The 13,217-nt window shown below is 58.9% G+C and carries 12 protein-coding genes and 1 pseudogene; 7 read left to right on the top strand and 6 right to left on the bottom strand.

Annotation, left to right across the window (positions count from 1 at the left end):
* Nucleotides 1-123: 123 nt before the first annotated feature.
* The 6 genes and pseudogenes from A6U87_RS13520 (at nucleotide 124) to A6U87_RS13500 (ending at nucleotide 5,479) form a co-directional block, all read left to right on the top strand.
* Nucleotides 124-324, top strand: a complete 201-nt coding sequence (locus tag A6U87_RS13520; RefSeq protein WP_065691778.1) for a cold-shock protein — start codon at nucleotides 124-126, stop codon at nucleotides 322-324.
* A 168-nt stretch (nucleotides 325-492) separates the two neighbouring features.
* Nucleotides 493-865: pseudogene (locus tag A6U87_RS29290) on the top strand (exodeoxyribonuclease III); the annotation flags it as partial.
* Between the two features lie 40 nt (nucleotides 866-905).
* A complete protein-coding gene (locus tag A6U87_RS13515; protein WP_065691777.1) occupies nucleotides 906-1,673 on the top strand; it encodes a sugar phosphate isomerase/epimerase in 768 nt (255 codons plus the stop codon).
* Nucleotides 1,674-1,784: 111 nt separating this feature from the next.
* Complete coding sequence (locus A6U87_RS13510; RefSeq protein WP_065691776.1) at nucleotides 1,785-2,357, top strand: pyridoxamine 5'-phosphate oxidase family protein; 573 nt, start codon at nucleotides 1,785-1,787, stop codon at nucleotides 2,355-2,357.
* A 464-nt stretch (nucleotides 2,358-2,821) separates the two neighbouring features.
* The gene (locus A6U87_RS13505; protein WP_065691775.1) at nucleotides 2,822-4,723 is read left to right on the top strand and encodes a potassium transporter Kup; all 1,902 of its coding nucleotides are present in this window, start codon (nucleotides 2,822-2,824) and stop codon (nucleotides 4,721-4,723) included.
* A 450-nt stretch (nucleotides 4,724-5,173) separates the two neighbouring features.
* Complete coding sequence (locus A6U87_RS13500; protein WP_065691774.1) at nucleotides 5,174-5,479, top strand: hypothetical protein; 306 nt, start codon at nucleotides 5,174-5,176, stop codon at nucleotides 5,477-5,479.
* 18 nt (nucleotides 5,480-5,497) lie between these two features.
* On the opposite strand, the gene A6U87_RS13495 is transcribed toward A6U87_RS13500, so the two are convergent.
* From A6U87_RS13495 to A6U87_RS13470, 6 genes are all read right to left on the bottom strand, one after another.
* Nucleotides 5,498-5,836: a DUF2147 domain-containing protein gene (locus tag A6U87_RS13495; RefSeq protein ID WP_065691773.1), complete on the bottom strand. Its 339-nt coding sequence runs from the start codon at nucleotides 5,834-5,836 to the stop codon at nucleotides 5,498-5,500.
* Nucleotides 5,837-6,019: 183 nt separating this feature from the next.
* Nucleotides 6,020-8,023 (bottom strand): aldo/keto reductase, encoded by a 2,004-nt coding sequence (locus A6U87_RS13490; RefSeq protein WP_065691772.1) that lies wholly within the window; start codon nucleotides 8,021-8,023, stop codon nucleotides 6,020-6,022.
* Nucleotides 8,024-8,067: 44 nt separating this feature from the next.
* The gene (locus A6U87_RS13485) at nucleotides 8,068-9,153 is read right to left on the bottom strand and encodes an ABC transporter ATP-binding protein (protein ID WP_065691771.1); all 1,086 of its coding nucleotides are present in this window, start codon (nucleotides 9,151-9,153) and stop codon (nucleotides 8,068-8,070) included.
* Nucleotides 9,154-9,167: 14 nt separating this feature from the next.
* Entirely contained in the window at nucleotides 9,168-10,004 is an 837-nt protein-coding gene (locus A6U87_RS13480) for a carbohydrate ABC transporter permease (protein WP_065691770.1), read from the bottom strand.
* A complete protein-coding gene (locus A6U87_RS13475; RefSeq protein WP_065691769.1) occupies nucleotides 10,001-10,861 on the bottom strand; it encodes a carbohydrate ABC transporter permease in 861 nt (286 codons plus the stop codon). Before A6U87_RS13475 ends, A6U87_RS13480 begins: the two co-directional genes overlap by 4 nt.
* Before the next feature lie 76 nt (nucleotides 10,862-10,937).
* Complete coding sequence (locus A6U87_RS13470) at nucleotides 10,938-12,212, bottom strand: extracellular solute-binding protein (RefSeq protein WP_065691768.1); 1,275 nt, start codon at nucleotides 12,210-12,212, stop codon at nucleotides 10,938-10,940.
* A gap of 86 nt (nucleotides 12,213-12,298) precedes the next feature.
* Here A6U87_RS13470 and A6U87_RS13465 point away from each other — a divergent pair, with 86 nt between their 5' ends.
* Nucleotides 12,299-13,213, top strand: coding sequence for a helix-turn-helix domain-containing protein (locus A6U87_RS13465; protein ID WP_065691767.1), 915 nt, complete (start codon nucleotides 12,299-12,301; stop codon nucleotides 13,211-13,213).
* Nucleotides 13,214-13,217 lie beyond the last annotated feature (4 nt).

The raw sequence follows: 13,217 nt of genomic DNA, 5'->3' as shown, positions 1-13,217 counted from the left end.
CGCGCGATGCGTTCCTTGAAGGTGGGTTCAGTCTTTCCGCTGAGGAATGACACCCTTACTTGCCTGTGCTCTCCCTTCGGTCTATCACTAGGGTCCCAAGAATCTAGACCAACGGAGAAGCTCGTGGCGAACGGGACTGTGAAGTTTTTCAATCAGGACAAGGGCTTCGGCTTCATCACGCCGGACAACGGCGGCCCGGATGTCTTCGTGCATATCTCTGCTGTTCAAGGTGGATCGCTGCGTGACGGCCAGAATGTAAGCTATGATGTGGGCCAGGATCGCAAGACCGGGAAGTCCAAGGCCGAGAACGTACGTCCGGCCTAATCGCGACGACAACAAAAAAAGGTCGGTGCGAAATCGCACCGACCTTTGGTTTGTCTTCCTACCCTTTGCCAGCACGTCCGTGGTCAAAAGGTAGTAGATGTGACATCGCGAGCGGCACTATTTCCAGCGCTCAAAAAGATGCCTCTGTTGAAATCAAGGCAGTCAGACACCGTCCTCGTTGGCGACTTTAAGGTCGCGCCCACCGACCTCGACGTACAAGCCAGAGCGTTGGGAGAACGACGCGCTATTCCATCCGGAAGTCCGCAAGGCCTATGGGAAGCTCGTCGCGCAGGGGTGGACGGACGCCGTTCGCCATCTTCATCCTGACGAGCGCAGCTATACGTTCTGGAAATACTGGCGGAATTCCTTTGAGCGGGATGCTGGCTTGCGGATCGATCATGTCCTGTTATCGCCAAGCGCCGCACTGATGCTTCATAGCGCAAGCGTCCGTCGGGAGCCGCGAAGCTGGGTGCACACGAGCGATCATGCCCCTGTCATGATAGAACTCGACCTTGCGAGCGGGGATGCGGCTCGCATGTGAATAGATCGAGCGGTAAGGTGGCAGGAGCAACGAGGCCGACATGACGCAACTGAAGCTATCCCTGCAACTCTTCTCGATGAGGGAACTCGGTCACCTTGATCATCAACTGCATGCAGCCGCATCTGCCGGTTTTCACTTCGTCGAGCCACTCGAAAACCACCTGCTGGACAAGGGCGCACTGGCCGACGGGTTGCGCCGTTACGGGCTTGAGGCTCCAACGGCCCACGTCTCTCTCGAGTCCCTCCAGGTGAAGCCCCAAGAACTTATCCATGCGTGCGACGAGTGCGGCATTGAGACGCTCTTCGCACCCCACCCTTGGCGAACGTTTCATGCCCAAGGAGAGCTCGCTTGGAGGAAGCTGGGCCTCGATCTTGGTGCTGTTGCAGAGTTGCTTGGAGGCAAGGGAATTGGGTTTGGTTACCACAACAAATCCGCAGGGCTGACCGCAAAGCCTGGCGCGCGTTGCGGGATCGACGTACTGTTCGATGCCGCGCGAGGAAGCCGGCTGCTTTGGCAGGCCGACATCGGCTGGATTCACAACGCGGGTGCCAGTCCTTCGGAATGGCTCAGGCGCTATCAGGGCCTTCTTGCCTCCGCTCACGTCAAGGACAGAGCGCCCGAAGGAGCCAACGTTGATCAGGATGGATGGTCCGACGTCGGCGCCGGAGTGCTTATCTGGCCAAGTTTGTGGCGGGAGGCCATACGTTACGGGGCTCGCACGCTCGTGGTGGAGCACGACAACCCAAAGGACCCTGCGGACTTTGCCAAGCGCAGCTTTGAGTATCTCAGCCGCTTCCTGGTTCCGTGATCGCACAGCGACAACCCGGCTAGGAGGCTGTCCGGTTAAACTGTCTCCATGGACAAGACCTGACTAATTGTGATTATCCGGTTTCCGAAGAACCTGAAGGGACGCCGAACGATGCGACTTGAAGAGGTGGATAGCTCCGCCTGGTTGACCCTCGAAGGCGCGCCGACCGACCCGCAATCGGGGTTCAGGTTCATCAATCTGTGTTCTGTCGACTGGAATGGCCGTCCGCAGGCACGCGTCGTTGTGCTTCGACGGGTGGATAGGCTAGCGCGTCTTCTGGAAATTCATACGGATACGCGCAGCCAGAAGTGGGTCGAGCTATCCAATAATCCCATCGCCACGATTCTGGGATTCTGTGCGTCAGCCCGTGTTCAACTTCGGCTCTCCGGGATCGTTCGCCTACATCCCCCAGGCAACGATCTTGCCAACTACGCGTGGCACAAGCTCGCCTCCTGGACGAGAAGCACATATGCCGGCGGTCCGCCGGGGGGCGAACCCAACCGCGATGAGATGAATTCCTTCACGTCGGGCGCAGACGCTGACGGAAAGGCGTTCTTCGGCGTCCTACTTTTCCAGGCCGATTCCTTGGACTGGTTCGAATTGGGGAAGCCCAGCAACCGCCGGGCTATGCTTGACTATGACAGTGCCGGCGTTCTGACTGCCTCCCGCTGGGTCAACCCTTGACGACGGTGGACCGCACGGTGGCGATGTCGAGGGTTCTGCGCCGGAGGGTGGCGGCTATTTTCGGGAGCGACATGAGAGTGACCCTCGTATGGCCCTCAGTCCGCTATATGCGTAGCGCCTATCGCCACCAGCACCCCGAGGTTGCCGCGACGCGGCCAAGCGCCGCATAAGAAACGGGCTTCTTCGTTCTTATTTTTCATCGTATGGACCAGAAACACTCAACCGCAATCGCCTTGACCGTCGCAATCGGGATGATGTGTTTGTTGCTTGTTACCATTTCGGTCCTGGTTGTATCGCCGGTCTGATGTCAGATCGCCATGACCTTAATCCATCGAGGTCAAAACCCGGTTCAGCACAAAACCGGTGCAGAACGGTTCCCGAATTGGCTATCTGATGGGACATTCGCGCTCTCGGCGGTATCATCGGGCTCGACACTTCGCTCTTCTTCCCGTTAGGACGTCCTGGTGACATACCCGCAACTTCGATCCGAAGATCCAGAACTTGAGATTGAAACCCGAAGCGGGTTGCCATCGCTGGTGCTGGCGGCTCTTGGTGTCGTATACGGCGACATCGGGACCAGCCCGCTCTATGCGTTCCGCGAAGCTCTACACGCAACGGCGGGATCAGGATCACACCGCGAGAACGTGCTCGGCATCCTTTCGTTGATCGTGTGGGCCCTGACGATCGTCGTCACCGTGAAATACGTGACGTTCGTTCTCAAAGCGGACAATCGCGGCGAAGGCGGGACGCTTTCCTTGATGACGCTTGCGCGTCAAAGTTTCGTCGGGAAACCAACGTGGATTCTCGTTTTGGGTGTAGCAGGCGCTTCGCTTTTCCTCGGGGACGCAATCATTACTCCCGCGATCTCCGTCCTTTCGGCGGTGGAAGGAATACAAGTTGTCGCTCCGGCACTTTCCGCCTGGATTGTGCCGATCACCGTTACCATCATTGCCGTTTTGTTTTTTGTTCAACGGTTCGGCACAGGCGGCGTTGCATCCGTGTTCGGGCCCGTCATGGCGCTATGGTTTGTGGTTCTCGGGGTAAGCGGCGCCGTTCACATTCTAGATGATCTCGAGATATTCAGCGCCATCAATCCACTCCACGGATTGCTTTATGCGTCGCATAACGTTGGACACGCAATTGCCGTTCTTGGTGCGGTATTCCTAGCCGTCACGGGAGCCGAGGCGCTCTACGTCGATCTGGGTCACTTTGGTCGACGACCGATCGTAGCGGCGTGGTTCTTGCTCGTATTCCCATGCCTGCTTCTCAACTACTTTGGCCAAGGGGCGTTCGTGCTTGCGAACCCCGACATGGCCGGTCATCCATTTTTCGGCATGCATCCCGAATGGGCACGCGTGCCGATCGTATGTCTTGCGACTGCCGCTACCGTGATCGCCAGTCAGGCGGTCATCTCTGGCGCCTATTCCCTGGTGCGTCAGGCGATGCATCTCAACTTGTTGCCCCGCCTCCAGATCCTGCATACGTCTGAAAAGCACTCCGGCCAGATCTTCATGCCGCAGGTGAACGCGATGCTTTTCGTATTCGTCGTGGCGCTGGTTCTGAATTTCAGGAACTCCAGTGGATTGTCGGCGGCCTACGGGATCGCTGTTACCGGTGAGATGCTAATCACCAGCGTGCTGCTGTACGTGGTGATGAGAAAGGTCTGGAAATGGCGAGCCGCGAGCACCGCAGTGGTGATTGCCCCGCTCTTTCTGATAGACGCAGGCTTTTTCGTGGCAAATATCGCCAAGTTTCCGGACGGTGGCTGGGTTCCGGTCACCGTCGCATGCGCCATGGGCCTCATCATGCAGACGTGGATGGCAGGACGACGACTGTTGTCCGCTCGAACGCGGGCCGACGAAGTTCCGCTCGAGGGCATTATTCACCGGCTGGCCAAAAAACCGCCTTTGACTGTTCCGGGAACCGCCGTTTTTCTCACGAGCGACGTTGAAGGTGCGCCTACCGCACTGTTGCACAGCCTAAAGCACTACAAGGTCCTTCACGAGCACAATATAATCCTGAGCGTGGTGACTGCAACGGAGCCGTTTGTCCCCGATGAAGAGAAGATCTTCCTCGAAAGCTTCAGTCCGCTGTTCAGCCGATTGGTGATCACGTTCGGCTATATGGAAACTCCGAACATACCGCGCGCGTTGGTGCTCGGTCGCAAGCTTGGACTGAAGTTCGATATCATGTCGACCTCATTCTTTCTGTCGCGACGGACCATCCTTCCCTCGAAGAAGGGTGGGATGCCTTTCTGGCAGGACCGTCTATTCATCGTGCTTGCACAGAACGCCGGCAACGCCACAGACTACTTCGGGCTTCCCACCGGGAGAGTCGTCGAACTCGGTCTTCAGACCGCCATCTAGCGATCGTGAGATCCCGGATATCAGCGCTTCCAGATTGCCGTCCACTCTAAATGGGCCTGACCCCACGATTCCAGCACGTCTTGACAAGACCCATTCGGAAACTCGATGTCAAAGTAAATAGCACTTGGACTTACTGAACAGCTTGAGTTGTCGTTGGCTCATTTCCGGCAATAGCCAAGCTCCTCTTGGCGCCAAAAAATTACGAGTTCCCACCTCCGAGGCTTCCATTCTGGCTGCCTCCCCACGACGGAAACGCAACTCATCGCTCACTCCAATAATCAACCATCTACAAAGCGAGCGGCGGAACGGCTCAAAGTGAGCAGGCTCATCTGCCACGCCGAAAGTTGTTGGCCGCGAGAACGGTGATGGTCTGCAATGTCCGGGATCGCCATCAGTTTGGCACGAGGCATGCATGGTAACTTGAGTAGTTCCATTCGTTTGGAGGGGAAAATGACAGTCTTGATCAACGACATCGTCAGTGCCGCCGGACAACTCGAAGCGGCTATCCGCGATGCTACCGTTACCCGCTCGGACATATTGCTCAGTGCCAAGTCCATGAAGGCAAAAGCAAAAATCCTTCCTCAGGTTCTTGTGGAGCAATATCCGGAACTCTCGTCGCTTGAGCGGGAGTTGCGCGGTGTGTTCGAGGCCTGCTCCGACGCAATCGATCGCAAATCGATTAATCCTGTGGTCGCAAAAGCGGCAATTTCGATCGCTGCCGAATATCAGGGCGTCATCGAGGGCCTGAAGCGTTAGCGCACTTGGAAACGGCTGCTAGAGCCGTTTCCAGACCAGAGATACGCAGAACACCTTCATGGTGCAGCCCTTCATCCGCACGGTATCGCCGGAGACGGCCAGAACGCCCGTGAAGGTCTTCTTGCTGTCGGGCTCGACGATGGTGCCGGTAAAGCTGCCGTTCTTGCCCTGGAACGTGCCGATCTGCTGGCCCGCGTGATCGCCTGTCTTCATGGTGATGCAGAAGCCTTGCGCGCACTCATCGATTGCCGCGGTGGTCCCCACCTGCGTCTTCCATATGCCGATGACAGGCTCCTGGGCCACGGCGATGTGCGCGATCAACGCAAGGGGTATTGCGATCGATGCCAGTCGTTGCATGGTTTGCTTCCCCTTCTTGATAGCAGGGTGAAGGCCGCGACCCGACCTGAAGCGCTGCACTATACGCCTCAAGCCCCCCTTACTCCACACAGTGCGCTCTCCCGGCGCGCGGGAATGAAAAACGGGCCCACGATTGTCGTGGACCCGTTCTGCCGTTTGGTTGCTCTCAGCTGAGAGAAGGCGTCAGGCTTCGAGCCATTTCACCTGTTCGGGTGTCAGCTTGATGTCGAGCGCCGAGAGGCTGTCCTCGAGCTCGGCGATGGTCCGCGGACCGATCAGCGGAATGACCGGGAAAGGCTGGGCGATGACATAGGCAAGCGCGATATGGATCGGGCTACGGCCGAGCTTGTTCGCAAGCTCGATGGCGCGGTCACGGCGCTCGAAGTTGCGCTCGGAGTACCAGCAACGCACGATTTCCTCGTCGTCATGCTTGTCGCGTCCGGCGCGGTCGGTGAAGAAGCCGCGGCCCTGGCTGGACCATGCGAAGTTCGGCACCTGCCGTTCGGCCAGCCAGCGCTTCCACTCGTCGGTAGAGGACGTCACGCATCCGGCCCAGATCGGGTCGAGCATTTCGGCCAGCGAGTAGTTGTTCGACAATGCTGCCGGTGCCTGCTTGCCATTCTCGGCAGCGTAGGCCGCAGCCTCGTCCATGCGCTCGCGTGTCCAGTTGGAGCCACCGAAGATTCCCCGGATACGTCCGCGCTTGACTTCGGCATCCATCGCATCGACGAATTCGCCGACCGGGACATCAGTGTTGTCGCGATGCATGAAATAGATATCGACATAGTCGGTCTTCAGGCGGTTCAGCGACTGGTCGAGCTGCTTGGCGATGACATCAGGATAGCAAAGCGGCGAATGCGCGCCCTTGCCGATCAGCACGATCTCTTCGCGCGGCACGTTGCGGCTGGTATGCCAGTCGCCGAAGATGCTTTCCGTCTTGCCGCCGCCATAGACGAAGGCCGTGTCGAAGACATTGCCGCCGGCCTCATAGAAGGCGTCGAGCGTAAGCGAGGCAGCCGCAAAGTTCGGGAAGAACTCGAAGCCGAGGGTCACGACCGATGCCGGCTTTGAAATGCCGGGGATCTGGCGCTGGGGAATGCTGTTGCCCCGGCGCACGGCACCGCCAGCGAGATTACTGGTCCGCTTGGCTGCCTTCTCGACACTGTACTCCAGGCCGATCGACGCACGCCACTGATCGAGGACGCGAAGATTGCCGATCGAATCTGACCAGCTCATGCCGGGTGCGGCGAATTCCTTCTGGCCGGCGCGGATGGCATCGCCCGCTGCATCGACTTCGAAGGAATAGAGCCAACGATCTTCCTTGATCTCGATCGTCTCCTGCTCGTTGCCCTTGAAGATTTCGATCTTGCCGACGCCGCCCTTGTGGCCGGAGGCAAACCAGAAGTCCTTGACCTCGATGCGGCCTTCCGAGCCGATGATGCGCAGGGTGTTGTCCTGGTTCGCCATGATCGAGCACGATACTTCGGCCACGATGCCGTTCGGGAATTTCAGAACGGCGGAAGCCCATTCATCGACGCCGGACTGGCCGAGGTGGCCGACGCCTGCAACCTTTTCCGGTTCCAGGAAGGGCTTGTTCTCAGCGGCACCCGCAATCAGTCGCGCCATCGAAACCGGATAGCCGCCGACGTCGAGGATGCCGCCGCCAGCCGTTTCGTTGGCAAACAGCCGGTGTTCGGGCTTGAAGCCGCCCATGTTGAAACCGAAGCTCGAGCGGATGATCCGCACCGTGCCAATGGTGCCGCTCTTGACCAGTTCGACGATCTTTGCCGTCTGCGGGTGGACACGATACATGAAGGCCTCGCCGGCAAAGACGCCGGCCTTCTTGGCTTCATGGTAGATGGCGTCGGCATCGAAGGCCGAAAGCGCGATCGGCTTTTCGACGAGCACATGCTTGCCCGCACGAATGGCCTTGATGGCCCACTCGGCATGGCCGGTATGCGGAGTCGAGATATAGATCGCGTCGACTTCCGCGTCGGTCAGCAGCGCCTCATAGCCATTGACGATGCGGGCACCCGGAAAGTTCTCGGCGAGGCCGGCCTTGCCAGGATCGCGGGTGGCGATCGCGACGAGCTTGCCGGTGCGCGAATGGGCGATGCCGTCGGCGAAGGTGCGCGCGATGGTGCCTGGGCCGATAATGCCCCAGCGGATCGGTTGATCTGAGCTCATGGTTAGTCCTCTTTCATTGCTCTGTCTTGGGAGGGGATCTGCGATCAGCGCAGCCGGTTGCCGGCGCTGTCGAATACGAAAATCCGTTGGGCAGAGAGGCCCACGGTGAGTTGGTCGCGGTTGCCGGCCGTGCGCGATTCCGGTCGTTCGATAATCAGCTGCTCGCCGCCTGACGTCGTGGCATAGATGTAGCTCGTGTTGCCGAGGTGCTCGGCGACGTCGATGCTGACGGTGAGGTCCGTGTCTCCCTGGCCGGCGTCGAGGAAATGCTCTGGCCGGATGCCGAGCGTGACCGGCATGCCCGCCTCGATGTTGCTGGTGAGCGGAAGCTGAACGCGAACCGCCTTGTCTTCGGCAAGGGCGATTGTTGCGGTCGTCGCATCCTTGCCGACGACTTCAGCTTTCAGGAAGTTCATTTTCGGCGAGCCGACGAAGCCGGCAACGAACTGGTTGGCCGGATTGTCGTAGAGATCGAGCGGCGCGCCAATCTGCTCGATGTTACCCGCCCGAAGCACGACGATCTTGTCGGCAAGCGTCATTGCCTCGGTCTGGTCGTGGGTGACGTAGATCATCGTCGTGCCGAGCTGCTTGTGCAACCGTGAAATTTCGACACGCATCTGCACGCGCAGTTCGGCGTCGAGGTTGGAGAGTGGTTCATCGAACAGGAAGACCTGTGGTTCGCGCACGATGGCCCGACCGATGGCGACACGTTGCCTTTGACCGCCGGAGAGCTGCTTCGGGCGACGCTGCATCAATTCGTTGATCTGCAGGATGTTGGCGGCGTGCTTGACGCGCTTTTCGGTATCCTCTTTCGGATTGCCGTTCATGCGCAGGCCGAAGCTCAGGTTTTCCTCGACGGTCATGTGCGGGTAAAGCGCATAGGATTGGAAGACCATGGCGATGCCGCGATCCGCCGGCTCGACGTCATTGACCACCTTGCCGCCGATGTTGATCTCGCCGCCGGAGATGTCTTCCAGGCCCGCGATCATTCTCAGGAGCGTGGATTTGCCGCATCCGGACGGCCCGACGAAGACGACGAATTCGCCGTCCTTGACCTCGAGGTTCGCGCCATGAACGATTTCCAGGGCACCGAAGCGCTTGACGACATTTTTGAGTGAAAGTTCAGACATCAGGCGTTCCCCGATTATTTGATTGCGCCGGCCGAAATGCCGGCGATGAAGTGACGTTGCAGGAACACGAAGACGACCAGGATCGGCGCGGTCAGGAGCAGTGCGCCCGCCATGATGCCGCCCCAGGAGACCTTGGTGAGGCCGATCAGCGTTCCAAGCGCCACCGGTGCCGTCATCATTCCGGGTTTGGAGCTGATGAGCAGCGGCCACAGGTAGTTGTTCCAGGAGGCGAGAAACAGGATGATAGCGAGCGCCGCCATCGTTGGACGCGACAATGGCAGCGCAATGCGCAGGAAGATCTGCCATTCCTTGACACCTTCAACGCGCGCGGCATCGAAGAGGTCATTCGGCATCATGGAGAAGGCCTGACGCATGAACAGGACGCCGAGCGAATTGAACAGCGGCGGCACGATCAGCGCGATCCAGGTGTTGGCGAGCTTGAATTCTCGGGCCACCATGATGAACTGCGGGATAACGACAACGGCAAAGGGAAGCGTGATCGTGCCGAGGATGATGCCGATGACGATCGAGCGACCGACGAAGCGGTAGCGAGCCAGCGCCCAGCCGGCCATCGAGGTCAAGAGCACCGAGAGGAACGTGTAGATGGCCGCCACGCCGACCGAGATCGTCATCGCCCGCACGAAGTCAGTGTCGGCCTGCAGGTTCTTGAAGTTCTCAATCAGGTTGGTTGACGGTAGAAGCACGATCTCCGGGCTGAAGATGCCGTAATCAGGCATCGTCGCGAAGACGAACATCATCCACAGCGGAAACAGCCAGATGATGGCCAGCGGCGTCAACACCGCATGAAGCGCAATGGTCTTGATCAGCAGCGCTTGGGACTTGGATCTCATTTCTGCTCCCTCCCGATCCACAGATTGAGAAGCGAGATGACCACGGCGATCACTGCCATCGTGTAGGCGATGGCCGAGGCATAACCGAAGTTGAGCGACAGGAAGCCCTGGCGATAAAGCAGCAGTCCGAGTGTCTCCGTGCCGCCTCCCGGTCCACCGCGGTTGGTGATCAGGAAGGGCTCGGTAAAGAGCTGCATGGTGCCGATCACGGAAAGGACGACGCAAAAGAGAATGATCGGTTTCAGGAGCGGCAAGGTGATGTGGAAGAACTGCTGCGTCGGCGAGACCTTGTCGAGCGTTGCAGCCTCGTAGACATCACCGGGAATGGATTGGAGACCCGCCAGGATGATGATCGCGTTATAGCCGGCCCAGCGCCAGGTGACCGCGATGATGACCAGCGCCATGGCGGCCGTCGCGTTGTCGAACCAGGAGACCGCAGGCAGACCGACGGCGGTGATCAGCTTGTTGATGATGCCGAAGTCGATCGAAAACATCAGGCGGAAGACAGCGGCGTAGGCGACCTCGCCCACGACGACGGGCGCGAAGAAGGCAAACCGGAACAGGGGGCGCGCTTTCAAAAGCGGCGAATTCAGGAAAACGGCCATCACGGTCGCGATCGCGATCATGACCGGAACCTGGATGACCAAAATGATCATCGTGTTGTAAAGCGCGTTGTAGAAGGCCGGGTCGCCGATCAGGCGTCCCCAGTTGACCGACGCGCTGAACTTCCACGGATTGACGCGTGTGTTCTGAAACGAGATCAGAAACGAATTGATGATAGGCCAGACCCAAAAGGTGGCAAAGACAAGCAGATAGGGCGCGAGAAATATGTACGCGCTCCGGTTCCGGATCGGCATTTCATTCTCCTCATAAACGAAACGAGCATCCCGAGGGATGGAGGCCGGGCGCGGCTTTGGCGCCCGGCGTCGTTACTCATTCCGCGACGGGAAGACCTGTGGCCGTGGCGATCTGCTTGGCAGCGTCATCAAGCGCTGCCTTCGCGTCCGGATAGCCACCAGCGAAGTACTTGGTCTGCGTTGCCTTGTAGATCGCGTCGGCATCCGTCTGGAACGGCGTGCCGCGGCTCGGCTCGATCTTGGGCAGGGTCGACAGGATATCGGCCCAGACCTTCTGGCCACCCCAATAGGGCTGTGCCTCGTTGACGAAAGGATCCTGAACTGCAGACAGAAGCGACGGCACGAGACCGAAGGACTTCAGCATGCTGACCTGGCCCTCATTGGTACCGAGCGCGTAGTTGACGTAGGTCCAGGCCGCTTCCTTGTTGGCCGAGTTTGCCGCGATCGCAAGCGACGAACCGCCGAGGTTTGCAGCATGCGGACCATCCTTCGTCAGGCTTGGCATCAGGTAGACGCCCCACTTGCCGGACAGATCAGGCGAGCCGGAGCGTACGGTGCCTTCGTACCAGCCGCCATACATCTGGCTGGCAGCCTTGCCGGCCGTGTTTGCCTGGATCTTTTCATCCCAGCTTGCAGCTGTCAGCGTTCCGGCGTCCTTCATTTCCTTGACTTTTTCTAGGGTAGCGACGCAGGCCGGCTTGTTGATGGTGATCGTCTGTCCGTCGGTCGAGAAGTAGCCGCAGCCCTGCTCGTTCGAGATCATACGGAACCATTCGCTATCGCCGTTGAAGTCGGCCTGAGCCATGACGACACCGGGATTGGCGGCAGAGATCTTCTTGCCGGCCGCGATGAAGTCATCCCAGCTCTTGATGGATGCCGGATCGACGCCAGCCTTTTCGTAGAAGTCACGGCGATAGAAGACGGCGACCGGGCCGGAATCCCACGGCATGGCATAGGCGACATCGCCGACTTCAAGCTCGGTGCGCTTGAAGTCCGGGAATTTCGCCTGGATGTCGGCGTTGTAGCCGAGGTCCTTCAGGTTGGCGAAGCAGTCCGGGAATCGGTTCCAGAAGATTTCGGCTTCGAAATTTTCGACGGTGACGATGTCAGGAAGGCCTTCGCCACCAGCGGCGCAGGCCGCCAGCATCTTGTCGAAGACCTGCTGGTTTCCAAGGTCTTCCACCGTGACCTTGATATCCGGATGCTGCTTGTTGAAGCCTTCGAGCGTGGACTTCAGCGCCGATGCGGCGACGTTCCAGCTCCAGATGGTGAGATTGGCAGACTCCGCATACGCGGAGCCGGATGCAAGCAGTGCGAGTGCGGCAGTCGCACCGATAAGTTTGAAGCGCATTGAAAATCCTCCCTTTTCAATTGCCGTCCCTAAGCGAACACGGCTAGACTATCTGGAAGGGAGCCGCTGTCTCCTAAAAAGGGAATGTGGATTTGGCGGAAAGTAAGATCGAAAGAAGGGCTGTCTACCAGCCGGGAGCGAGCAGCATCGAAGGATTGCCGACGGCGCTCCAGATGTTTCACAATCATCCACCGCGGATGCTGATGCCGCATTGGCATGTGCAGGTCGAACTGAACTATATCATCCGCGGCAATGTGCATTACCGGATGAACGGGCACGATATCAGCATGAAGGCCGGCGACATGTGCTTGTTCTGGGGCGGGCAGCCGCACCAGATGGACCAGAGCAGCGACGATGCGATCTACGCTGGCGGCCATTTGCCACTCGTCTATTTCTTCCGCATGCGCTTGCCGATCAATATTTCAAGCCGGCTGATGAAGGGCGAAATCCTCTTCACCTCGGCAACCGACGCCGCGGACATCCAGAATTTTCAGCGTTGGGTGGCTTACGCCAAGTCGGGCGATGCCGCGAAGGCGCAGCATGCCGTTGAGGAAATGCTGCTCCGCATCGAACGCATCGTGCTGGAGCCCTATTCCATGCTGGCGCCCAACGGCATGTCCGCGACCGATGATGTCGAGCAGGCTTATCCGCAGTCGTCGCGAAGTGTGGCACGCATGTGCGACTTCATCGCCGCCAACTTCCTGCAGGAAATCGATTCGGTTGATATCGCCCGGGCCGCCGACCTGCATCCGAAATACGCGATGAACCTCTTCAAGAAGACGACGGGCATGACGCTCAGCAAGTACGTGAACCTGCTTCGGCTGTCGCGAGCACAGGCCATGCTGATGAATGATGGGGCCAACGTCCTGCAGGTGGCGATGGATAGCGGGTTCGGTTCGATCAGCGCCTTCAACAAGTCATTCCGTCACATCGCCGGCATGTCGCCGTCCGACTTTCGCCGCGACGCGCGCATCGTCTCGCAATATGTTCCGGCGCCGTGAGGTT

Source organism: Rhizobium sp. AC44/96, from assembly GCF_001692185.1.
GTDB lineage: Bacteria > Pseudomonadota > Alphaproteobacteria > Rhizobiales > Rhizobiaceae > Rhizobium.
The sequence above is the reverse complement of the archived record's forward strand: the minus strand, read 5'-3'. Positions and strand labels throughout refer to the sequence as shown.

Excerpts from the sequence above, each read along its gene's own strand:
- A6U87_RS13515 (WP_065691777.1), top strand. The coding sequence starts at position 906 with ATGACGCAACTGAAGCTATCCCTGCAACTCTTCTCGATGAGGGAACTC.
- A6U87_RS13510 (WP_065691776.1), top strand. The coding sequence starts at position 1,785 with ATGCGACTTGAAGAGGTGGATAGCTCCGCCTGGTTGACCCTCGAAGGC.
- A6U87_RS13500 (WP_065691774.1), top strand. The coding sequence starts at position 5,174 with ATGACAGTCTTGATCAACGACATCGTCAGTGCCGCCGGACAACTCGAA.
- A6U87_RS13495 (WP_065691773.1), bottom strand. The coding sequence starts at position 5,836 with ATGCAACGACTGGCATCGATCGCAATACCCCTTGCGTTGATCGCGCAC.
- A6U87_RS13490 (WP_065691772.1), bottom strand. The coding sequence starts at position 8,023 with ATGAGCTCAGATCAACCGATCCGCTGGGGCATTATCGGCCCAGGCACC.
- A6U87_RS13485 (WP_065691771.1), bottom strand. The coding sequence starts at position 9,153 with ATGTCTGAACTTTCACTCAAAAATGTCGTCAAGCGCTTCGGTGCCCTG.
- A6U87_RS13480 (WP_065691770.1), bottom strand. The coding sequence starts at position 10,004 with ATGAGATCCAAGTCCCAAGCGCTGCTGATCAAGACCATTGCGCTTCAT.
- A6U87_RS13475 (WP_065691769.1), bottom strand. The coding sequence starts at position 10,861 with ATGCCGATCCGGAACCGGAGCGCGTACATATTTCTCGCGCCCTATCTG.
- A6U87_RS13470 (WP_065691768.1), bottom strand. The coding sequence starts at position 12,212 with ATGCGCTTCAAACTTATCGGTGCGACTGCCGCACTCGCACTGCTTGCA.